This window comes from Enemella evansiae, from assembly GCF_004362375.1.
Classification (GTDB): Bacteria; Actinomycetota; Actinomycetes; order Propionibacteriales; family Propionibacteriaceae; genus Enemella; species Enemella evansiae.
On sequence record NZ_SNXA01000009.1, the window covers coordinates 163,578 to 184,376 of the forward strand.

The window sequence follows — 20,799 nt, forward strand, 5'->3', positions numbered from 1 at the left end:
GTGCTCATCCTGCTGCCCCCCTCGGAGTCCAAGACCCCGGCCCGTCGCGGCCGCCCGATGGACTGGGATTCGCTGAGCTTCCCCGCGCTCACCTGGGCCCGGCAACAGGTCGCCGATGCGCTCGCCGAGCTCGGCGACTCCGCCGCCGCGACCCGCGCGATCGGCGTACCGGAAGGAAAAGCGGACGAACTGTCCCGCAACCTCGAACTGGAGACCGCGCCGGCCAGCAAGGCCGCGGACCTCTACACCGGCGTGCTCTTCGACGCGCTCGATCTGGCCGGCATGGACACCGCCGAACGCCGCCGGGCCCAGCAGCGGGTGCTGATCTTCTCCGCCCTCTACGGGGTGGTACGCCTGGGCGATCGGATCGCGCCCTACCGGTTGTCGATGGGCGCCAACCTGCCCGGAATCGGGAGACTGTCGAGCTTCTGGGCCGAGCAGCTGGACGGTGTGCTGAGCTCGGGCGGTTGGTTCGTCGACTGCCGCTCGGCGGCCTATGTCGCCGCCTGGCGGCCGCCGGCCGAGCGCTGGGTGCAGGTGTCGGTCCGCGGCGCCAGCCACAACGCCAAGCACAATCGCGGGGTGTTCGCCCGGTTGCTCTGCCAGAGCCAGCCGGCCCCGCGCAGCCTCGACCAGGCCCTCGACGTGGCCAGCCGACGCTGGGGCCGCGAGGTGGCCGTCGAGGGCGGGGGCCCGCATCGCCTCGAGATCCCCGCGACCTAGACTCTGCCCATGAGCGAACAGCGGCCGGAGCAGTCCAATCAGGGATCCGAGCAGGGCGAGCGCGGGCGGGTGGTCGCCGGTCAGACCGACGACGGCCGGGTCTATGTGGTCTCGCCGCAGGCGATGGCCGTCGAATCCGCCGAGCCCGACCAGGACCGCGAATCGGTCACCGACATGGTGTCCCAGCCGGACAAGGTGATGCGGATCGCCACGATGACGCAGAAGCTGCTCGATGAGATCAAGGCCGCACCGCTCGACGACCCGTCGCGCAAGCGGATCTCCGAGGCGTACGGCACCTCGATCGAGGAGCTCAAGTCGGGGCTGGATCCGAAGCTGGCCGCCGAGTTGGAGCGGATCACCGAGCCGTTCGCCGAGGGTTCGACCCCCTCCGATGCCGAACTGCGGATCGCCCAGGCCCAGCTCGTGGGCTGACTGGAGGGGTTGTTCCAGGGCATCCAGACCGCGATCTTCGCCCAGCAGATGGCCGCCCGCGCCCAGTTGGAGCAGATGCGCCGGGCGCTGCCGCCCGGGGCCGGCCCGATGCCGGGCCAGCCGGGCCAGCCGGGCCAGCCGGGTCAGCCCGGGCACGACCCGAATCAGCCGGGTAGCGGCGGCTCCGGCATGTACCTCTGAGTGCCCGATCCCGTCCCGATCGCCGTCGCGGCGCTGGTCCGAGAGGGCCGCGTCCTGCTGGCGCACCGGCACCCGACTGGGTGGGCGGGCCGGTCAACCGCGCACCCGATGAACATGATGATCTGCGGTGGTTCGCACCCGCCGAACTGGCCGGGCTGACGCTCGCCGACCCCGCCGCGTTGCCAGATCTGATGAGAGTGCTCCCCGGCTGAAACGCCCCGACTCCATCGCCTGTCGAGTAGCACTCCCAGCAAGCATTTCAACGCTCAACGAAGCGCTGACCCGCACTGCTGCAGGGGTGCTGAGCCGAACTACTCCCGGACCCTGGGTACCCGTACCTAGATTTGCTTGTGCGAACTACTCAGCCCAACTCTGGTAGCGCTGCCTACGGATCCGCCTTTACCCCCGATTTCGTTTTGCGAAGATTGTGGTGCGGATAAGAAACCGCACATCGGGGGAATCCGAGGGGAACCACGGACCCAACTCTGAGCGTCGGTCTCACCGACAAGGCACGGAAGGGGATTGGGGAAGAAAGATGGCCAGCAACGTGATCGAGCAGAGCACCAAGCAGCGGGGTTGCCTGGACAACGCCGACCTCTTCCAGCACCGCCTGCTGGAGGAGCCGCCCACCGCCTCGGCACCCGCCGACGAGCGCCGCCAACACCTGATGATGACGCGCAAGGCCGAGAACCTGTGCATCGAGTGCCCGATCATGACCCAGTGCCTCTACAACGCCGTGGTCCGCTACGACGTCGCGGGCTTCGTCGCCGGTACCACCGTGCGGCAGCGCCACGAGATCCGCGCCCGGCTCGGCATCACCGTCACCCCGGAGGACTTCGACACCCTGGCCGGGGTCACCGCTCGGCATCGCCAGGTCGACCATGACGAGGTCGTCCGACTGCGCAACGCCAACCCGCACGAGAGCCTGGAGACCCTGGCCCACCGCCTCGGCTGCTCGCTGTCGACCGTCAAGCGGCACCTGCGCCGACACCGCCACGAGGCCGCCAGCAAGGCCCCGGCGCCGAAGAAGCACACCCCGACGATGACCGAGGTGCTGACCGCCTACCGCGAGGTCACCCGCGGCATCCCGGCCCGCCGCGCCGCCTGAGCGCACGCCGGCCCGCGGCACCACAAGACGAACGGACCCCGTCGACGCGACCCGTCGGCGGGGTTCTGCAATTCCCACGCCGACCCCTTGAAGTTGTCAGGGGTTATGCACAGTTCCGGTGTCGGAAACTGTGCGATCCCCCGCACGCGTTCAGACGCGCCGCGCCCAGGGCTCAGAACCAGCGGGCCAGTTCGGCCGGCGTACCGCCGTCGTCGAAGAGGCCGGTGACGGCATCGGCGGCCTGCTGGACCTCACCGGGGGCATCGCCCAGAGCGACCCCGCGACCGGCCCATTGCAGCATCTCGATGTCGTTGCGGCCGTCGCCCATCGCCAGCACGTCGGCGCGGTCCACGCCGAGCCGGTCGCAGACCTCGGCGAGCCCGGTCGCCTTGTGCACGCCCTCGGGGGCGATGTCCAGCCACGCCGAGTAGCCGATGAAGTAGCTCACCCCGTGCAGGCCGAGCTGTTCGGCCAGCGCGATGAAGTCCTCATCGGAGCTGCCGGGATCGCGGATGATCACCCGGGTGACCGGTTCGCGTCGCAACTGCTCGGCGCTCTCCACGGTGATCTCACCGTCCAGGTCGCCGGCCGGGAACTGGGCGGAGACGCGGTAGCCGTGGCCGACCACCTCGGTGGCGATCAGCGCATCCGGTGCGAACCGGGTGACCTTGTCGATCACATCGGCCGGGTCGAAGGTGACCTGCCGGATCACCTCACTCGGCGGGTACTCCACCACCACCGCCCCGTTGGAGCTCACCGCGTACCCGGGCGGGAGACCGAGCGCATCGAAGACCGGGCGGGTGGCGTGCCAGCTCCGGCCGGTGGAGAGCACCACCGGTACACCGGCCGCCAGCACCCGCTGCACCGCATCCCGGACCGGATCCGGCAACCGGCCGGCGTGGTCGACGACGGTGCCGTCGATGTCCAGTGCGACCAGCTTCGGGCGCCAGCCGTCCTGCTGCACCTGCTCAGCCACCGGTCAGCCCGCCACCGGCACGAGCGCTTCGCGGCCGCCGAAATAGGGCCGCAGCGCCTCGGGCAGGCGTACCGACCCATCGGCCTGCTGGTGGTTCTCCAGCACCATGATGATCATCCGGGTCATCGCGCAGAGCGTCCCGTTGACCGTCGCGGTGGGCCGGACCCCGTCGGCGAACCGGCCGCGGATCTGCAGCCGGCGGGCCTGGTAGTCGGTGGTGTTGGAGGTCGAGGTGATCTCCCGGTACCGCTGCTGGGTCGGCAGCCAGGCCTCGCAGTCGAACTTGCGGGCCGCCGACAGGCCGAGGTCACCGGAGGCGACGTCGATGATCCGGAACGGCAACTCGAGCGAGGTGATGAAGTCGCGCTCGTAGTCGAGCAGCTTCTGGTGCCAGGCCTCGGCGTCGGCGAGATCGCAGTGCACGAACATCTCGACCTTGTCGAACCAGTGCACCCGGAAGATGCCGCGGGTGTCCTTGCCGTAGGAGCCGGCCTCGCGGCGGAAGCACGGCGAATAGCCGACGTAGCGGCGCGGCAGGGTGTCGGCGTCCAGGATCTCATCGGCGTGGTACGCCGCCAGCGCCACCTCCGAGGTGCCGACCAGATAGAGATCGTCGGCCTCCAGGTGGTAGACGTCCTCACCGGCGCCCTGCCCGAGATACCCGGTGCCGTCCATCGAGCTGGGGCGTACCAGCGCCGGCGGGATGATCGGGGTGAAGCCCCACTCGGTGGCCTTGGCCATCGCATGGTTGAGCAGCGCCAGCTCCAGCTGCGCGCCCTGCCCGGTGAGGAAGTAGAAGCGCGAACCTGACACCTTGGCGCCGCGTTCCATGTCGATCGCGCCGAGCAGCTCACCGAGCTCCAGGTGGTCCTTCGGTGTGATGCCCTCGCTCGCGAAGTCCCGCGGCGTACCGTGCTCCTCGAGCACCACGAAGTCGTCCTCGCCGCCACGCGGCACCTCGTCGAAGACCAGGTTGGGCAGCGACTTCAACAGCTCGTCGAAGCGTACGCCGGCGGCGTCGGCCTCGGCCTGCGCGGCCTTGACCTGGGCGGCGAGCTCCTTGGTCTGCGCGAGCAGCTGCTGTTTCTCCTCGCCCTGGGCCTTCGCGACCTGCTTGCCCATCCCCTTCTGCTCGGCGCGCAGCTTCTCGAAGGCGGCGATCGAGGCACGCCGGGTCTCGTCGGCGGTCAGCAGTTCGTCGACCGGGGCGGGGGATTCGCCGCGGGCCTCCAGGCTCCGCCGGACGCGGTCGGGGTCGGTACGCAACAGCCGGGGATCAATCACCGGGACAGCCTAGCGTTCAGCGGCCGCCCGCCTGCCGGATATCTCGGTGACCCCGGACCAGGCCTCCTCGACGATCTCCCGCATCGCCCGCTCCGCGGTGCCGGCATCGCCCGCGGCGACGGCGCGCGCCACCTCGACATGCAGCCGACGGGCGGCGGCGGTGGGTTCGGGTGGCATCAGCTCGTAATGGTGCCGGGCGGTGAGCACCTCGGTGACGATGCCGGACAGGGCCATCATCAGCGGGTTGGCCGAGGCCTGCAGCAGCGTGCTGTGGAAGCGGATGTCGTGGTCGAGGTAGCTGTCCAGATCGCCGTTGGCCACCTCCATCGCCGTCGCACTGTCGACCAGTTCGGTGCGTTGGTCGGCACTCGCCCGCTCGGCGGCGAGCGCGGCCGCGACCGGTTCGACCCCGCGCCGCAGCTGGCTGATCGCCTGCAGCTGGTCGAGCCGGTAGGGCCCGGCGAGTTGGTGTTGCAGCACGAACGGCGAGAGCGCGTTCCATTCGGTGGCGGGCAGCACGCGGACCCCGACCCGGCGCCGGCTGGTGACCAGGTTGTGCGACTCGAGCACCTTGACCGCCTCGCGGACCACGGTCCGGGAGACGCCGAACTCGGTGCCGAGCAGCTCCAGCCGCAGCACCTCACCGGCCTCCAGCTCCCCGTTGATGATCCGGGCGCCGAGGACGCCGGCGATCTGCTCGGTGAGCGGCGTGGGTGACATGGTCAGGATTCTAGGGCCCGGACGGGGCTACAATCGCCAAAAGTATTATCAATGCCGGCCCTGGGGTCGGCACCGTCACGATCGGACACCTGCGATGACCGCACCCGATAGCGCGCCCCTGGCCGTGGTGATGGGGGTGTCCGGCTGCGGCAAGAGCACCATCGGGGCGCTGCTGGCCGAACGCCTGGCGGTGCCGTTCGCCGACGCCGACGCCTTCCACCCCGCCGCCAACATCGCCAAGATGTCGGCCGGGATCCCGCTCGACGACGCCGACCGGCGGCCCTGGCTGGCCAGCATCGGCGAGTGGTTGGCCGAACACCGCGCCCGGGGCGCGGTGATGGCCTGCTCGGCGCTGAAACGTACCTATCGCGACCAGATCCGCACCCCGGCACCGGGCACCGTCTTCCTCCATCTGGACGGCCCGTTCGAGGTGGCGCTGACGCGGGTGCAGTCCCGGCCGGGGCACTTCATGCCGGCCTCGCTGCTGCGTTCCCAGTACGCCGACCTGCAACCGCTGGAATCCGATGAGGCCGGGACGACGGCCGACTTCGCCCGCCCGGCCGATGCGCTGGTCGGCGAGTTCGCCGCCTGGTTGGACCACACTCGCTGAGCAGGCGTCGACACCTCGAAGCCACCCCTAGACTGCTGCCACCATGGCCCGCAGACCGCCCAGTCCGACCGCGTCGGTGACGCTCGTCGTGCTCACCCTCGCCTTCCTGGGCTGGACCCTGCTGGTCCTCTCCGGGGCGCTGACCGGATTCGACCGCTCCACCACCTATGCCGGGTTGACGCACAACTCCCCGGCCGCACAGATCTTCGAGGCGATCGCCCTGGTCAGCTGGCCGGGTGTGCTGTACGCCGTGCTCGCCGGGCTCGCGCTGTGGGCGTACCAGCGTCGGCTGCGCAACCTGGCCGGCGCGATCGCCCTGTCCATCCCGCTGGGGTGGGGCAGCCAGGTCGTGCTGAAGCTGCTCATCGCGCGGCCGCGACCGGAGACCCCGCTGGATGTGATCACCGGGACCGGGTACGCCTATCCCTCGGGGCACCTGGTGGCGGCCACGGTGACGGTGATCATGATCGGTGCGGCCGTGGTGGTGACCCGGCAGTCGTTCACCCGACGGTTGGCGTCCCGGGTCGTCGGCGGGGTGGCCATCGTGCTCGTCGCCATCGACCGGTGGGCGATGAACGCGCACTGGATCTCCGACCTGGTCGGCGGGTTGCTGCTCGGGGCGCTGGTCTCCGCGCTGTCGCTGGTCGCGGCCGGGGTCCGGGTGCTGCCGAGCAATCCGCTCGAGCTGGCACTGCCCCGGATGCGGGCCGAGGCCGTGCCGGAGGGTGAGGAGAAGCGGTGTGCGGTGATCTTCAACCCGACGAAGGTGCTGGACATCACCACCTTCCGCCGGCATGTGGAGTACGAGGCGAGGCGGCGGGGCTGGGATTCCCTGCTCTGGTTGGAAACCAGCAGTCACGACCCGGGTTATGAGATGGCCCGGGTGGCGCTGTACCGGGAGGTCGACCTGGTGCTCGCGGTGGGTGGTGACGGCACCGTGCGGGCGGTCTGCGAGGTGCTCGCCGACAGCGATGTCGCGGTGGCGCTGATCCCTGCCGGGACAGGGAATCTGCTCGCCCGGAACCTGGAGATCCCGCTGGATGAGTCGGAGGCGCTGCGGGTCGCCTTCCTGGGCCGGCGGGAGCGGATCGACCTGGTCCGGTTGACCACCGACCGGGGCCTGGAGTCGGAACAGCAGCACGTCTTCGGGGTGATGGCCGGGATCGGGATCGACGCGGCGATCATGGACCGCACCGACAAGGAACTGAAGCGTGCGGTCGGGACGGCGGCGTACTTCATCGCCGCGGCGCAGAATGCCAACCATCCCCCGCTGCCGGTGAGCATCCGGGTGGACGACGGCGAGTGGTTCAAGCGGAAGGCGTCGGTGCTGCTGATCGGCAATGTCGGGGTGCTCACCAACAACATCCGGATCATCCCGGATGCCTCCGCCACCGACGGCCAGCTCGATCTGCTGGTCGCCTCCCCGCGGACCGCGGCCGACTGGGTGCGCCTGACCACCAAGGTGCTGACCCGCGCCCGCGGCGCCGACCCGCGGATGGACCTGCTCAAGGGCCGCCGGGTCGAGGTCCGTGCGGAACGCAGTGATGCCTACCAGGTCGACGGCGACACCGAGGGCCGCTGCCGCACCCTGGAGGCCGAGGTGATGCCCAGCGCCCTCACGATCCTCGTCCCTTGAGTGTCAGATCGCTGCAGCGGCTTCTGCACGACGCATGACAGTCGTTACCTCCTCATCGACAGGCGCGGCGCACCACACGTTCGAATCAGGGACGAGTCCGGATCGGCAAAGACAGGATATCTGCTGGCTCATCCCCGAACACCGGTTGCGATGCGGACTCTGATGGCAATCGCGCGGCGAGATCGATCACCTCACCTGTTTGATCAGTTTCCCAGCGGGTCCACGCTCGAACGACCTCCCCATCAACACCAAACCGCTTTGCAGCAGCCGCGGAACTTTGAAACTGGCGACTCAGCGTCTTTGTCAACCAGTGGGCACCCTCGTTACCGACCTCAACAGGTTCACGAGTATTCCACCCCCGGGCTGAGATCTGTCGATAAAGACTCGTCGCGTGCGCATCGTCAATCCTGTTTAGCTGCCTGAACCTAACGACCAATGCCTTTATCGAGAGGCCCCACCTCTGTTTCAGATGGGCGAGAGTGTTGAGCGTGACGCGACCACCTAGCTCCTCGAGTCCGGCTAGCAAAGCTTCCGCCGGAGCGAGGAACGAGCCAGCGAACCTGTGAGCTTGCCGCTCCACAATCTTCGACTCATGACTACTTGCCGGGGCAGGTTGTTCGCAATGCAGCGCGAGATGCCCGATCTCGTGAGCGACAGTGAAACGCTGACGGTCTCCAGGGAGACCGCCTCCAGCCCGTGGTCGCGCCACCCGCAAAACCGGCACGCCATCTAACACCATGGACATTCCCATGTGGCGCCCAAGCTCGTCGTCCATCGGGATTACAAGACACCCTAGACGCTCGGCCGCTCGCGTCGCATTGCCGACGACCGAATCATCAGATATGCCGGCAGCCGCGCGCACCTCCTGCGCGAACACCTCGATTTCGTAGTCATCTGCAGGATCAGCGGTGAACGTGGGAAACCGATCGGGCAGTCGTCGAAGACCCAGCTTCTGAACGAACTCGACCATTAGTCGTGTCTCTTCAACATGGGCATCAACTCGCCGCCTAGATGCGTCGGCGTATGCCCGAAGCCAAGGACCTGCCGACCGATACGTAGGCGTGGGTGTTGCAAGCAGTTCAAGCGAACACCCGAACTCAATCGCAACGGCCTCCTCTAGCGCTGGAGCGAGCTGACCAGCTCCGGTCTCGAAACGATTAAGTGACGCCGTGCTCGTGTTCACCCTTCCAGCAAGAGCTGCTTGGGAAAGGCCCAGAATCGTACGCAGTTGTCGTACCCGTGTTGGTGATGCGGTCACCGTGTCAGTCCTATCGCAATGAACGTAGAGAGGCCAGTAGGACAGCGATCCCACCCGAAGGCTTGAGGTCGCGCACGAGCTCAGGCACCAGGTGCCATCTCGTCACCGTCGTCATCAAGCCCATCCAGTGCTTCATCGAGATCCTCATCGTCTGGCATGAATGTCCCATTAGGCGGCGGAACAACTGCATGTCCCAAGGGGATCTCCGGTCCGAGGACGAACATCGGTACTTTGCGGTCAGTCTGGCCCAAGACCTTGGCGATACACAGGTCAGTCAACGCGCAGTCGTCATCAATATCGAATCCGAAGACCCAGAACTCCTCCGGGATGGCGGCCTCATCCATGGGAGGAACGTCCGAGGCGATCACGGCCAACCTTCCATGCCCATCACGGTGCACTCGTCGGACCCGCAGCCGGAGGAGGACTCCACCAGCCATTGCCATCACCTCGACGGCGGTCGCGTTACCGTCCGAGACCCACACCGAGCAACGACTGGCGGACCGCCGGATCAGATCCTTGAGGAGGCTGCGCGCGAGTGCGGACCGGGCAGTTCCGTCATCACCGAAGGCGGCATGCCTATCCAGAGCTTCGGCGATCTGGTGACCCTCAGCGGACCACGCGTCGCGAATCTCGTCGGCCAGATCATGTAGAGGATCTAGGTCCTCACTGAATGACATGTTCATGAATATACTTCACGGAATAGTCACTTTGCAATAGGCACCGCGGTCTTGACCGGGCCTATTGCCACACCCGGCGTGCGCAGCTCACTCGCCGTCCCGGTCGATCAGGCCGTCCAGCCACTCGTTGGCGGCGCGGTAGTCGCCGTCGGTGTGGCCGCGGTCGACGGCGGGGCGGACCTTGTCGGCGCGCGGGTAGGAGCCCAGGAAGACGACCTCCCGACTGGTCCGCTTGATGCCCTTCAGGGCACCGGCGACGCGTTCGTCGGCGAGATGGCCGTGGGCGTCGATGGAGAAGCTGTACGCCCCCCGCACGAGTCGGCTGGGGCGGGACTCGATCCGCGACAGGTTCACCCCGCGGGAGGCGAACTGTTCCAGCATCCGCATCAGCGACCCGGAGTCGTCATCGTTGAGGAAGACCACCACAGTGGTCTTGTCGGCGCTGGTCCGCTCCGGTGGCGGCCCGGGCCGGGTGACCAGCACGAAGCGGGTCACCGCATCGGCATTGTCGGCGATCTCGGTGGCCAGCGCGGTCAACCGGTTGGCCTCCCCCGCCACCGCCGCACAGACCGTCGCGTCGAAACCGGATTCCGGATCGGCGACGGTGACCGCACCGGCGGCGGTGCTGCCCTCGGTGACGATCTGCACATCCGGCAGATGGGTGGTCAGCCACTGCCGGACCTGGGCGATCGCATGCGGATGGCTGACCACCCGGTGCACCTCGCTCAGCTTCGTACCCGGCCGTGCGTACAGATTGAACTGCACCGGCAGCAGCACCTCGCTGACGATCCGCAGCGGCCTGCCGTAGGTCAGGTCGTCCAGGGTCGCCGACACCCCGCCCTCGACGGAGTTCTCGATCGGCACCAGGGCCGCGGCGATCTCACCGGCCCGGACCGCCTCCAGCGCCAGCAGCACCGACGGATAGGGCACCGGGTCCGGCGGAGCGTCCGGAATGCTGAGCAGGGCCTGGTGGCAGAACGTGTTGGCCGGCCCCAGATAGCCGTACCTCTCCTCCGCTGACATGGCGGTCACGCTAACAGCGCGGGCCGCCGCACCCGGTTCAGCCCACCAGCCGGATCGTGGCCTGCGATGCGGTCAGCGAATCCCGCACCTCTGCCGGTGCGTTGGTCGGTACCAGGGTCAGCCAGACCCCCATTCCCGACGCCCGCCCGTTCTGCCAGGGCAGCACCAGCATGGTGACCTCCTCGGCGACCAGCTCGGGATCGGGGCTCTGGTAGCGCACCTCGGCGGTGACCCGGGTCGCCCCGGGCAGCCCCGGCCACGGCTCGATCCGCGGCGAGCTCCACTCCAGCGGCACCGAGGCGGTCAGCTTCACCCGCATCTGCTCATAGGTGCGCCGGGCGGTCGCCGCCGAGTCCCCGGGCACCACGAGCGTCGGATCGAGATAGCCGAGCACCTGCTGCGCGGACTGCTTCTCATCGGACCGCTGCTGGGCGGAGGCGATCCAGCAGTGCTGGTACAGCCCGGACACCTGCTGCACCGACAGATCCGGGGAGGCGACCTCGGCCAGCGTCATCTCCAACCGCTCCCCGAGAATCACCGTCCGGTCCCGGAACCCCCAGGCCGCAGCCGTCCGCTGCGGCGTACCCAGCGAGGACGGGGTCGGCGCCTCCGGCACCGCCTGCGGCAGCGATCGCCCATAGATCGAGAGCGCGGTCAGCCCGAGCAGCAGCGAGGTGAGCACCAGCACCGCGAGCAGCCACCGGGCCGAGCGCGGCCGACGCAGCTCCGCCCGCGGCAGCACCGAAGGAGCCGGCCCGCGCGGCGACGGGGCGTAGGGGGTGTCGGCCAGCCAGGCCGTCCAGGCGCGGCCGTCCCACCAGCGGTACGCCGGTTCCGGGTCGGGATCGTCGAGTTCGCGCGGGTCGGGATACCAGCCGGGCCGGGGCGGCGGGTCGGGGCGCGGGCCCAGCTCCGGATCGAGATCCTGACCTACGCGTACCGGCATCGTGACCTCAGCTGTTGGCCCGGGCCGGTTCGTCGGTCTCGTCGCTGACGTGCGGGGACTTCGTGTGGCTGCCGACCTTGAGACCGTGCTCGTGCCACCAGAGCACCACCATCACGATCACACCGATCGCTGCGGAGGTGGAGAAGATCTCGCGGAGCCGCTGGTTCGCCGCCGACATCAGCGGCGGGTAGGCGATCACCCGGCCGAGCACGTACGCCAGGTTCAGCACGGTGACCCGGAAGAGCCCGATCAGGTCGAGCTTGGTGGCCCCGATCAGCGCCATCGGCAGGAAGTAGATCAGGTCGTACCAGGCCAGCGAATACGAGGAGGTGATCACCCAGCCGGCGGCCAGCCAGACGCTGGTGCGGATCGCGACGGCCAGCGGATCCCGCTCCGGGCCGACCCCCTTCGGCGCCCCGGGCAGCGCCCGCCAGGGCAGCACCCGCGACAGCATCCAGCACAGCAGCACCGCCGAACCCCAGGACAGCACGCTGACGATCGAGGCGACCACATCGCCGTCCAGGAACGGCTCGAGGAGCCGGCGTACCGGATGGATCCAGGACGAGCCGGCGACGTAGGAGGCGTTCTTCGACGCCAGTTCCAGCGCCCGCGGATAGAGGAAGATGTAGACGATCACGTTCGGGATGGCCGCGCCGAGCACCGAGAGGAAGAGTTTCTTGATCTCCCGCCGGTACGCCCAGGCCATCGCCAGGCCGTAGATGCCGACCGTCGCCTTGCCGGTGCAGGCGATGCCGATCAGCAGGCCGGTCAGGAACGGGTGGCGCCGGATGAACAGGAACGCGGCCATCGCGAAGAAGATCGAGATGCCCTCGTTGTGGGCGCCGGTGACGACCGCCCAGATCATCGCCGGGGAGGCCAGCGTCCACAGGATCGCGCGGCGCTGCAGATAGGGGTTGCCGCGCGCGATCCAGATGATCACCGAGCAGGCGCCGATGAAGCCGAGGGCGCAGAAGAGCTGCAGCCAGAAGACGATGTCGTGCAGGTTGTCCCCGCCGAGCACGTTCGCGAAGTAGTTGAGCCAGTGCAGCAGCGGGCCGTAGACCTCGACGGTGTCCTGCCAGGGTCGCTCGGTCCAGCGCAGCACCGGGTCATAGAACTGCCGGAACACCTCCGCCGGGGAGGTCACATAGGGATCGAAGCCGAGCTTCGCCAACCGGCCGTAGGCGGCGTACATCAACGTGTCGGCCGAGGTCTGCGGCGGGGTGAGGATCGTCAGCAGGTTCAGCAGGACGCCGCCGATGTAGAGGTTGCGGACCCGGGGCGCCCAGCCGACGGCCAGTGCGCGCAACCCGATCCAGGTGCCGGCCACACCCATCAGCACGATCACATAACCCAGGAACGCGACCAGCCACGGGTTCGGCTCCAGCATCCCCGGCAGGTACCAGGAGGGCATCAGCGTCTCCCGGGGACCCAGGGTGAGGGTGGTCACCGAGGGGCCGAGGAAGCCGACGAACATCGTCAGCACCGTCGAGCCGGCGATCAGCAGCAGGGCCAGCCGGGGGCTACGGTGCCAGGGGGTGTCGGCGGGGGCCTCGGCCAGCTGGCGCACCGCCGCCCAGAACCGCTTCGGCACCGATGCGCGGGTCGGTGAGGAGCCAGCTGGTTCCTCACCGGGGGGCGCGCTGGGTGTGTCGACGGTCCGGGTCACGGGCGCAAGGTTATCCGTTCTCGCCCATTACGCACCTTTTCCGGCGCCGCGCATGCCGTACGCTCGCGCGCATGGTCGACTCCACCCTCACCAGCATCCCGGACAGCACTCCCGCCGCGGCCCCCGGCGTACGCTCCGAGGTCGGCCCGCTGCAGACCGTGCTGCTGCACCGGCCCGGCAACGAGTTGCGCCGGCTCACCCCGCGCAACAACGACGACCTGCTCTTCGACGCGATCCCGTGGGTGGACCGCGCCCAGGAAGAACACGACGCGTTCGCCGAGCTGCTCACCGGCCGCGGTGTCGAGGTGCTGCGGTTGACCGATCTGCTCACCGAGACCTGGACCGATCCCGAGGCCCGCCGGTGGGCGATCGCGATGACCTGCGACGACCTGCACATGGGCGCGCAGCTGCAGCGCTACCTGACCGAACGGCTCGCCGACCTCTCCCCCGCCGAGCTGACCGAGATCCTGGTCGCCGGGCTGCGCAACGACGAGGTCACCGGGGTGCGCACCCTGGTCACCGCGCTGAAGCAGCCGGAGGAGTTCGTGATCAACCCGCTGCCGAACCTGCTGTTCACCCGGGACTCCTCCACCTGGGTCGGCGACCGGCCGGTGGTGACCTCGCTGGCGATGCCGGCGCGGGCGCGGGAGACCCGGTTGACCGGGCTGCTCTATGACTTCCATCCGCGGTTCGCCGGGCTGCGCGATGGTGGCATCTCGCCCTTGCACGGTTGGGATTCGGAGCATCTGGAGGGTGGCGACGTGCTGGCGCTGGCCGAGGGTGTGCTGGCCGTCGGCGTCGGTGAGCGGACCAGCCCGGCCGGGGTGGAGCGGTTGGCCCGGGCGGTCTTCGAGCTGGGTCTGATCCGGCGGATCGTGGTGGTACCGATCGATCAGCGGCGGGCCACCATGCACCTGGACACCATCTGCACGATGGTCGACACCGACACCCTGCTGATGTATCCGAACGTCGCCGACACCTTGACCGCCCTGGAGGTACGCCCCGGTGAGGCCGGTGATCTGGTGGTCGGCGAACCGGGCCCGTTCCTCGAGATCGCCGCGGCCGCGATGGGCATCGATCGGTTGCACCTGATCGACACCGGGCTGGATCCGGTGACCGCGGAGCGCGAGCAGTGGGACGACGGCAACAACACCCTGGCGCTGGCGCCGCGGGTCGCGGTGGCCTACGAACGCAATACCGAGACCAATGCCCGGCTCGAGGACGCCGGCATCGAGGTGCTGCGGATCGCCGGGTCCGAGCTGGGCTCGGGCCGGGGCGGCCCGCGCTGCATGTCCTGCCCGATCGTGCGCACCGACCTGGGCAACGCCGGCTGAGCGAATGGGACCCCAGCTGCGGAACACTGAACCCATGTGGTCGCGTACCGAATCCATCGAACTCGCCCTCCCGATCGATGCCGTCCGGGCGGTCCTCGACGATCCCGAACGACTGCCCGAGTGGCACCACTTCTTCGCCACGGTGCAGTTGGTCGACCACGTGCACGGCCACTACCGCCCGCGCGGCTGGGCGAACCAGGTGCATGCCCGGACCGCCGGCGCGTTCCGGATCGAGCGCGGTGACCGCGCCCTGGAGCTGGAGCAGCCACAACCGGCCGGCGGCATGCATCGGTTCCGCTGGTCGCTGGAGCCGAGCGAGATCGGCTGCCGACTGACCCAGCAGGTCACCGTCACCGGGACCGCGGCTCCGCTGTTCTCCCGGTTGGCCGGTCGGCCCTCGGCGCAGCAGTTCGGGCTGGACGCGGTCCGGCTCCACCGGTTGGCCGGTGGCGAGGTGCACCCCGACGCCGCGCGGGTGGTGATCGCCGGCGGCAGTGGATTCCTGGGCCGGGCGCTGGCCGCCGATCTGGTCTGCCGCGGCCAGGAGGTGGTGCTGCTCACCCGCCGGATCTCCCCCGATACCGAACCGGGTGCCGGGCTGCCGTTCGCACAGCAGCGCTGGGACGCGCGCAGCGGTACCGGTGAGTGGACCCAGGTGTTCGACACCGGATCAACCGGCCGCCCACTGGATGTGGTGAACCTGGCCGGCAAGCTCGTCGACTGCCCACCGACCGCGGCCAATGTCGCCGCGCTGCGGGATTCGCGGGTCGACGCCACCCGGGCCCTGGTCACCGCGACCAGGGAGCATCGGGTGCGGCACTGGTTGCAGGCCTCCACCACCGCGATCTGGTCCGATGCCGGGGATGCCCGGCTCGACGAGTCCAGCCCGTTGCCGACCGGTGAGGCGGCGCTGCCGCAGATGACCGGGGTGGCCGCACCGTGGGAGCGGGCCGCCGACGACGCGAACGCCGACCACCTGGTCTGGCTGCGCACCTCGATCGTGCTGGCCCAGGACTGCCCGGCCTTCGACCGGCTCGCCGGGCTCGCGGCGTTGGGCGCCGGTGGCACCGTCGGCGCCGGTGACCAGTGGTTCTCCTGGATCGAGCTGGACGACTGGTTGGCGATCGCCCGCTCCACGCTCGGCCTGGGCCCGGTCGACCTGCCGTCGGGGGTGGTGGTCGCCGCCACCCCGAATCCGGTCGGCAATGCCGAACTGATGCGGCTGCTGCGCGAGCGGCTGGCACCCGCCGGGCTGGGCATCCCGACCCCGGGACCGCTGCTGAAGGTGGGCGCGAAGGTGATCCGCACCGATCCGGCGCTCGCACTGACCGGTCGGCACGTCACCTCGACGGTGCTCGCCGAGGTAGGATTCCGGTTCGACCAACCCGAACTCGGCCCGGCCCTCGATGAGATCCTGAGCTGAGCAGAGCCCGCCAGCGGAGAGGAGACGGGAGTGCCCCGCGATCATCTGCGACGTGCCGTCCTCGACCTGCTGTGGGAATACCCCGACGGGCTGACCGCGGCCGAGGTGCAGCAGCTGCTGGCCGACCGGGAGCTGGCGCTCACCACGGTGATCACCGTGCTGGACCGGTTGCGCGCCGAGGGTGAGGTGGACCGCGAACGCCACGGCCGGGCGTACCGGCACCGCACCACCCGCAGCCGGGAGGAGACGGTCGCCAAGGTGATGCTGGAGGCGCTGCACACCGGTGGTGACTCGCATCGCGCGCTGTCGCGGTTCGTGGACAGTGTGAACCCGGCCGAGGCGAGCCTGCTCAGCACCGCGCTGCTGACCCGCTGCGCCTGTGGCCCGGAATGCGGCTGCCCCGCCGACTGCGCCTGCCGCGGTACCGGGGATCCGACCGCCTGCACCGCCCACCCCGGGACCGTTCACCACCACCACTGATCCGGCGTCAGCCGGGCTGCTCCTCCGGGGAGATCCGGACGACCGGTTTGATCACCTCACCGCGATGGCTGGCCGCGATGGCCTCCTCGAGCTGGTCGAAGTCGTAGTACTGGATCAACCTGTCGAACGGGAACCGGCCCTGGCGATACAGCTCGATCAGCGCCGGGATCAGCACGTGGGAGCGGCCCTCCCCGCCGAGTACGCCGACGATGCGCTTGCCGAAGACGGTGCTGAAGTGGTCGGTGGTGAAGGTGGCACCGGCCGGGGCGCCGCCGATCAGGATCGCGGTGCCACGCATGCCGACGGTGGCGATCGTCTGCTCCACCACCGAGATGATGCCGGTGCAGTCCAGGGCGAAGTCGGCCGGAGCGCCGAGCCGCTCCCGCACCGCCTCGCTCACCGATTCCACCCCGGTGGAGTTGATGGTGTCGGTGGCTCCGAACTGCCGGGCCAGCTCGAGCCGCGAGTCGTGCACGTCCACCGCGACGATCCGGGTCGCCGGGGTGTTGGTGGCGGCCATCACGGCGGCCAGACCGACCGCACCGGCACCGTAGACGACCAGGCTCGCACCGACCTGCGGGCGGGCGGTGTTGAGCACCGCGCCCGCGCCGGTGGCGATGCCGCAGGCCAACGGCCCGACGAGTTCCAGCGGAATCTCCTCGGGCACCCGGACCACCGCGTTGGCCTGCGCCAGCGAGTGGGTGGCGAACGAGGACTGGCCGAAGAAGTGGCCGGCCACCGGCGTACCGTCGGCGCGCCGGTAACCGCTCTGCCCAGCCTTCGGGCCGAGCAGCCGGTGCCCGCCGACCACCGCCTCACCGACCCGTTCGCAGTAGCGCGGTTGACCGGCCAGACAGTTCGCGCATCCGCCGCAGAACGGCCAGCCCAGCACCACCCGATCGCCGACGGCGACACTGTCGACCCCCGCCCCGACCGCGGTCACCACCCCGGCGCCCTCATGCCCCAGGACCCCCGGCAGGGGCATCGGCATGTTGCCGCGGCGGGTGTTCTCATCGGTGTGGCAGACCCCGCTCGCGACCACCCGCACCAGCACCTCACCCGGACCGGGATCATCCAGTTCGATGTCGCGGACGGTGAACGGGCCGTTGACCTCATCGACGAGGGCTGCGCTGATCTGCATGGGGCCCATGCTCGGCCCCTCGGCCCGCGGGGGCTTCGCTGTGCGCGCCATGGGCGTTGCCGTTGCGCGCCAGGACGCGGTTGTACGCTGCCCCGGTCGGGCAGCGGAGGGGGCAGCGATGGGCACCAATGACCCGATCCGCGACACCGAGGTCGCGAGTGACTGGCAGGCGACGATCGCGCAGGCGTTCGACGGCCTGCGCGCGCGCCCACTGGACGGCGACGACGGGCCGGTCACGGGTCGGCTGACCGGTCGCCGATTCGACGACGTCGGACTCTACGATCTGGCCAGCAGTGCGCAGACCGTGCACCGCTCGCCCGGTTCGGCCCGCCGGGCCGGCGTACACCTGTTGAAACTCTCGCTGTCGCTGCGGGGCCGCGCGATCGTCGATCAGGCCGAGACCCAGGTGGAGATCCGGCCCGGGGAGTTCGCGATCTATGACACCAGCCGGCCCTACTCGCTGACCGCGTTCGGGCCCTGGCACACGTTGGTGATGACGGTGCCGCGGGCGCTGCTGCCCATTCCCCAGCGCGAGTTCGACCGGTTGCGGTCCCGGCCGCACGACGCGACCCGCGGCGCCGGTGCCCTGCTGACCGGATACCTGCGGGCCGGCACCCAGCAGCCGGACCCGGGCACGGCGGCGGAGGGCACCCGGATCCGCGATGCCGGCCTGGCCCTGCTGGAGGGGGCCCTGGCGGGTGCGGTGACCACCGCGACCACGGATGCCAGGACCGCGATACGGGCGTTGGCCGTCCAGCAGATCCGTGCCCGACTGGCCGATCCGGAGCTCTCCCCCGCCTCCGTGGCCGCCGCGTGCCATCTCTCCGCCCGCAGTCTGCATCGTGCGTTCGAGGGCAGCGGCAGTACTGTGGCCGAGGAGATCCGGCGCTCGCGGTTGGACGCGATCCGCCGCGATCTGGAGAACCCGGTGCTGCGGCACACCACCATCGCGGGGCTGGCGGCCCGCTGGTGTGTCTGGAACCAGGCCTGGCTCTCCCGGGCGTTCAAGCGCGAGTACGGGGTCTCACCCTCCGACTACCGCGCGCAGCATGGGGCGCCCTGAGTTGCACACAGAGTTCTACGTCTTGTAGAAATTGGGGCGTGCTTCCCGCTCCCTGGTCGATCGTGCTGACCCTGCTGTTCTGCGGCACGGCGGCGTACGCCCTGCTGCAACTGGTCCGGCTCGCGTCCCGGCCGCGCGCGGAGGGACCCGGTGGGCAGGTGGTCGAGCTGAACCATCTGGTGATGAGCGTGCTGATGGTGGCGATGGTCTGGTGGATGCCCGGCGGCCTCGGTACCGCGGTGCAGGTGGCCGCGCTCGGACTGTTCGGGCTGGCGCTGCTGCGTCACGCCACCCGGCCGGAGCTGGCCCGCGGCACCCGGATCGCGATGGCCGCCCATCTGATCGGCAATGTCGCGATGATCTGGATGCTGGTCGCGATGCCCTGGCTGATGGGCCACGGCACGGCCACCACCGACCCCGCCGCGGCGGGCCAGCATGCCGGCCACGGGGGCGGTGCGGAGCCCGCGCCGGGCGGTGCGATGCCGCCGATGGAGATGCCGATGGGTACGCCCGGTTGGATGACCGTGGTCACCCTGGTGCTGGCGGGCCTGCTGGTGCTGACCGCGATCGGTTGGCTGGTGCACCGGCACCGGGCCCGCGAACTGCGCGCCGGTGATGACTGGTCGCACCGGATCTGTCACGCGGCGATGACCGGCGGGATGGCCGCGATGCTGGTGGTCATGCGGTGAGCGTCGTCGATCCCGATCAGACCAGCCGAGCCGCCGACACCCCCACCACCCGCACCGCGGATCGCTGGTGGCTGGCCGGTTTCCGGCCGCTGCTGCTGCGGTTGCACTTCTATGTCGGCCTGTTCGTCGGGCCGTTCCTGCTGGTCGCGGCGGTGACCGGGCTGCTCTACACGATCGCCCCGCAGCTGGAGTCGTCGGTGCACGCAGAGCAGCTCCGGGTACCGGCGGTGGGCACCCGTGCCGTGCCGCTGGCCGATCAGGTGACGGCGGCGCAGGCCGCGGTGCCGGAGGGCACCCTGAAGTCGGTCCGGCCGCCGAGCAGCGCCGACGGCACCACCCGGGTGGTGTTCGCCAGCCCCGAGACGGCGGAGGGCTACACCCGGACCGCGTTCATCGACCCCTACACCGGCCGGTCGCGCGGGGTGTTGGACACCTATGGCGAGTGGTTGCCGGTCCGCGCCTGGCTGGACGATCTGCACCGCAACCTGCACCTCGGCGAACCCGGCCGGATCTACAGCGAGCTGGCCGCGAGCTGGCTGTGGGTGCTGGCGCTCAGCGGCCTGCTGCTCTGGTGGGCGCGGGCCCGGAAGGCACGCCGGGATGCCGGCGGACCGGGCCGGTTGCGCCGCCTGCTGATGCCGCGCGGTGGGAAGGGCCGGGGCCGCCTGCTCAGCTGGCACGGCAGCATCGGCGTCTGGGCGCTGCTCGGCATGTTGTTCCTCTCCGCGACCGGGATGACCTGGTCGACCTATGCCGGTGCCACCGTCAGCGAGGTGCGCAGTGCCCTCAGCTGGCAGGCACCGTCGGTGACCAAGGGGTTGCCGAGCACCGCCGCACCGGTCGCGGCCGAGGATCAGCCGGCCGCCGTGCAGCGGGTGCTGACCGCGGCCCGTACCGCCGGCCTGGACGGCCCGGTGGAGGTGAGCGTCCCGAGCTCCGGCGCAGCCTGGAAGGTCAGCCAGACCAAGCGTTCCTGGCCGGTCGCGCAGGATTCGATGGCGGTCGATCCGCAGTCGGGGACCGTGCTGAATCGGATCGACTTCGCCGATTGGCCGGTGATGGCCCAGCTCGCCAATCTGGCCATCGACACCCACATGGGGCTGCTCTTCGGCGTGCCGAACCAGATCGCGCTGGCACTGATCGCGGTCGGCATCATCGCCGCGGTGCTGATCGGGTACCGGATGTGGTGGCTGCGCCGCCCGACCCGCGGCACCGGGGCACGCCTGCCCGGACCACCGGGGGCGGGCCGGGCACCGAGCCGGATCGCGCTGGTCACGATGGTGCTGGTGGCGATCGCGGTGGGGGTGGCGTTCCCGGTGCTCGGCGGTTCGCTGCTGCTGTTCTGCGGGATCGACGCCGTCTGGCAGGCGACCCGGAGAGCTGGCCCGACCGGGTCGTAGGGTGGC

At 69.8% G+C, this 20,799-nt stretch carries 19 protein-coding genes and 1 pseudogene; 11 read left to right on the forward strand and 9 right to left on the reverse strand.

What is annotated here, in order from left to right; genetic code table 11:
- The 3 genes and pseudogenes from C8D81_RS08925 to C8D81_RS08935 all read left to right on the forward strand — a co-directional run bounded on the left by C8D81_RS08925 (position 1) and on the right by C8D81_RS08935 (position 2,464).
- The gene (locus C8D81_RS08925; protein WP_133625944.1) at positions 1-723 is read left to right on the forward strand and encodes a YaaA family protein; all 723 of its coding nucleotides are present in this window, start codon (positions 1-3) and stop codon (positions 721-723) included.
- A gap of 123 nt (positions 724-846) precedes the next feature.
- Positions 847-1,356 (forward strand): annotated as a pseudogene (locus tag C8D81_RS08930) (bacterial proteasome activator family protein).
- A 535-nt stretch (positions 1,357-1,891) separates the two neighbouring features.
- Positions 1,892-2,464 (forward strand): WhiB family transcriptional regulator, encoded by a 573-nt coding sequence (locus C8D81_RS08935; protein WP_094357715.1) that lies wholly within the window; start codon positions 1,892-1,894, stop codon positions 2,462-2,464.
- Positions 2,465-2,636: 172 nt separating this feature from the next.
- Here C8D81_RS08935 and C8D81_RS08940 read toward each other — a convergent pair whose 3' ends face one another.
- From C8D81_RS08940 to C8D81_RS08950, 3 genes are read right to left on the reverse strand one after another with little or no spacing between them, the layout of a single operon-like run.
- Positions 2,637-3,401 (reverse strand): HAD family hydrolase, encoded by a 765-nt coding sequence (locus tag C8D81_RS08940; protein WP_094357782.1) that lies wholly within the window; start codon positions 3,399-3,401, stop codon positions 2,637-2,639.
- 42 nt (positions 3,402-3,443) lie between these two features.
- The gene (gene serS, locus C8D81_RS08945; protein ID WP_133625945.1) at positions 3,444-4,724 is read right to left on the reverse strand and encodes a serine--tRNA ligase; all 1,281 of its coding nucleotides are present in this window, start codon (positions 4,722-4,724) and stop codon (positions 3,444-3,446) included.
- Between the two features lie 9 nt (positions 4,725-4,733).
- Positions 4,734-5,444, reverse strand: a complete 711-nt coding sequence (locus tag C8D81_RS08950) for a FadR/GntR family transcriptional regulator (protein ID WP_094459872.1) — start codon at positions 5,442-5,444, stop codon at positions 4,734-4,736.
- A 94-nt stretch (positions 5,445-5,538) separates the two neighbouring features.
- On the opposite strand from C8D81_RS08950, the gene C8D81_RS08955 reads away from it, so the two are divergent.
- Complete coding sequence (locus tag C8D81_RS08955) at positions 5,539-6,054, forward strand: gluconokinase (RefSeq protein WP_208109195.1); 516 nt, start codon at positions 5,539-5,541, stop codon at positions 6,052-6,054.
- Positions 6,055-6,097: 43 nt separating this feature from the next.
- Entirely contained in the window at positions 6,098-7,690 is a 1,593-nt protein-coding gene (locus C8D81_RS08960) for a diacylglycerol kinase family protein (RefSeq protein WP_094403271.1), read from the forward strand.
- A gap of 85 nt (positions 7,691-7,775) precedes the next feature.
- Here C8D81_RS08960 and C8D81_RS08965 read toward each other — a convergent pair whose 3' ends face one another.
- From C8D81_RS08965 to C8D81_RS08990, 5 genes are all read right to left on the reverse strand, one after another.
- Positions 7,776-8,660: an ImmA/IrrE family metallo-endopeptidase gene (locus C8D81_RS08965; RefSeq protein WP_133625946.1), complete on the reverse strand. Its 885-nt coding sequence runs from the start codon at positions 8,658-8,660 to the stop codon at positions 7,776-7,778.
- A 368-nt stretch (positions 8,661-9,028) separates the two neighbouring features.
- Positions 9,029-9,625, reverse strand: coding sequence for a hypothetical protein (locus tag C8D81_RS08975; RefSeq protein WP_133625947.1), 597 nt, complete (start codon positions 9,623-9,625; stop codon positions 9,029-9,031).
- A gap of 87 nt (positions 9,626-9,712) precedes the next feature.
- Positions 9,713-10,648: a prephenate dehydratase gene (gene pheA / locus C8D81_RS08980; RefSeq protein WP_133625948.1), complete on the reverse strand. Its 936-nt coding sequence runs from the start codon at positions 10,646-10,648 to the stop codon at positions 9,713-9,715.
- A 37-nt stretch (positions 10,649-10,685) separates the two neighbouring features.
- On the reverse strand, positions 10,686-11,594 hold the full coding sequence (locus C8D81_RS20885) for a DUF2510 domain-containing protein (protein ID WP_166646740.1): 909 nt from the start codon (positions 11,592-11,594) through the stop codon (positions 10,686-10,688).
- Positions 11,595-11,601: 7 nt separating this feature from the next.
- A complete protein-coding gene (locus C8D81_RS08990; RefSeq protein WP_133625949.1) occupies positions 11,602-13,263 on the reverse strand; it encodes a hypothetical protein in 1,662 nt (553 codons plus the stop codon).
- Positions 13,264-13,334: 71 nt separating this feature from the next.
- On the opposite strand from C8D81_RS08990, the gene C8D81_RS08995 reads away from it, so the two are divergent.
- From C8D81_RS08995 to C8D81_RS09005, 3 genes are read left to right on the forward strand one after another with little or no spacing between them, the layout of a single operon-like run.
- Positions 13,335-14,597: an arginine deiminase gene (locus C8D81_RS08995; protein ID WP_094430922.1), complete on the forward strand. Its 1,263-nt coding sequence runs from the start codon at positions 13,335-13,337 to the stop codon at positions 14,595-14,597.
- 34 nt (positions 14,598-14,631) lie between these two features.
- Positions 14,632-16,020 (forward strand): DUF1731 domain-containing protein, encoded by a 1,389-nt coding sequence (locus tag C8D81_RS09000; RefSeq protein ID WP_094430924.1) that lies wholly within the window; start codon positions 14,632-14,634, stop codon positions 16,018-16,020.
- 30 nt (positions 16,021-16,050) lie between these two features.
- A complete protein-coding gene (locus C8D81_RS09005; RefSeq protein ID WP_094357730.1) occupies positions 16,051-16,500 on the forward strand; it encodes a BlaI/MecI/CopY family transcriptional regulator in 450 nt (149 codons plus the stop codon).
- Between the two features lie 7 nt (positions 16,501-16,507).
- Here C8D81_RS09005 and C8D81_RS09010 read toward each other — a convergent pair whose 3' ends face one another.
- On the reverse strand, positions 16,508-17,641 hold the full coding sequence (locus C8D81_RS09010; RefSeq protein WP_094357732.1) for an NAD(P)-dependent alcohol dehydrogenase: 1,134 nt from the start codon (positions 17,639-17,641) through the stop codon (positions 16,508-16,510).
- A gap of 118 nt (positions 17,642-17,759) precedes the next feature.
- On the opposite strand from C8D81_RS09010, the gene C8D81_RS09015 reads away from it, so the two are divergent.
- Genes C8D81_RS09015 through C8D81_RS09025 form a run of 3 tightly spaced genes read left to right on the forward strand, consistent with a single transcriptional unit; the run spans position 17,760 to position 20,793 of the window.
- Positions 17,760-18,704, forward strand: a complete 945-nt coding sequence (locus C8D81_RS09015; protein ID WP_166646741.1) for an AraC-like ligand-binding domain-containing protein — start codon at positions 17,760-17,762, stop codon at positions 18,702-18,704.
- 38 nt (positions 18,705-18,742) lie between these two features.
- On the forward strand, positions 18,743-19,393 hold the full coding sequence (locus tag C8D81_RS09020; RefSeq protein WP_133625951.1) for a DUF5134 domain-containing protein: 651 nt from the start codon (positions 18,743-18,745) through the stop codon (positions 19,391-19,393).
- Positions 19,390-20,793, forward strand: coding sequence for a PepSY-associated TM helix domain-containing protein (locus tag C8D81_RS09025; RefSeq protein WP_166646742.1), 1,404 nt, complete (start codon positions 19,390-19,392; stop codon positions 20,791-20,793). Before C8D81_RS09020 ends, C8D81_RS09025 begins: the two co-directional genes overlap by 4 nt.
- The last annotated feature ends 6 nt before the right edge of the window (positions 20,794-20,799 follow it).

What these genes read in the sequence shown, in the direction of transcription:
- C8D81_RS09015 (WP_166646741.1), top strand. Translation starts at nt 17,760, where the DNA reads ATGGGCACCAATGACCCGATCCGCGACACCGAGGTCGCGAGTGACTGG.
- C8D81_RS08935 (WP_094357715.1), top strand. Translation starts at nt 1,892, where the DNA reads ATGGCCAGCAACGTGATCGAGCAGAGCACCAAGCAGCGGGGTTGCCTG.
- C8D81_RS09010 (WP_094357732.1), bottom strand. Translation starts at nt 17,641, where the DNA reads ATGCAGATCAGCGCAGCCCTCGTCGATGAGGTCAACGGCCCGTTCACC.
- C8D81_RS08960 (WP_094403271.1), top strand. Translation starts at nt 6,098, where the DNA reads ATGGCCCGCAGACCGCCCAGTCCGACCGCGTCGGTGACGCTCGTCGTG.
- pheA (WP_133625948.1), bottom strand. Translation starts at nt 10,648, where the DNA reads ATGTCAGCGGAGGAGAGGTACGGCTATCTGGGGCCGGCCAACACGTTC.
- C8D81_RS08955 (WP_208109195.1), top strand. Translation starts at nt 5,539, where the DNA reads ATGACCGCACCCGATAGCGCGCCCCTGGCCGTGGTGATGGGGGTGTCC.
- C8D81_RS08965 (WP_133625946.1), bottom strand. Translation starts at nt 8,660, where the DNA reads ATGGTCGAGTTCGTTCAGAAGCTGGGTCTTCGACGACTGCCCGATCGG.
- C8D81_RS09000 (WP_094430924.1), top strand. Translation starts at nt 14,632, where the DNA reads ATGTGGTCGCGTACCGAATCCATCGAACTCGCCCTCCCGATCGATGCC.
- C8D81_RS08950 (WP_094459872.1), bottom strand. Translation starts at nt 5,444, where the DNA reads ATGTCACCCACGCCGCTCACCGAGCAGATCGCCGGCGTCCTCGGCGCC.
- C8D81_RS08975 (WP_133625947.1), bottom strand. Translation starts at nt 9,625, where the DNA reads ATGTCATTCAGTGAGGACCTAGATCCTCTACATGATCTGGCCGACGAG.
- C8D81_RS20885 (WP_166646740.1), bottom strand. Translation starts at nt 11,594, where the DNA reads ATGCCGGTACGCGTAGGTCAGGATCTCGATCCGGAGCTGGGCCCGCGC.
- C8D81_RS08995 (WP_094430922.1), top strand. Translation starts at nt 13,335, where the DNA reads ATGGTCGACTCCACCCTCACCAGCATCCCGGACAGCACTCCCGCCGCG.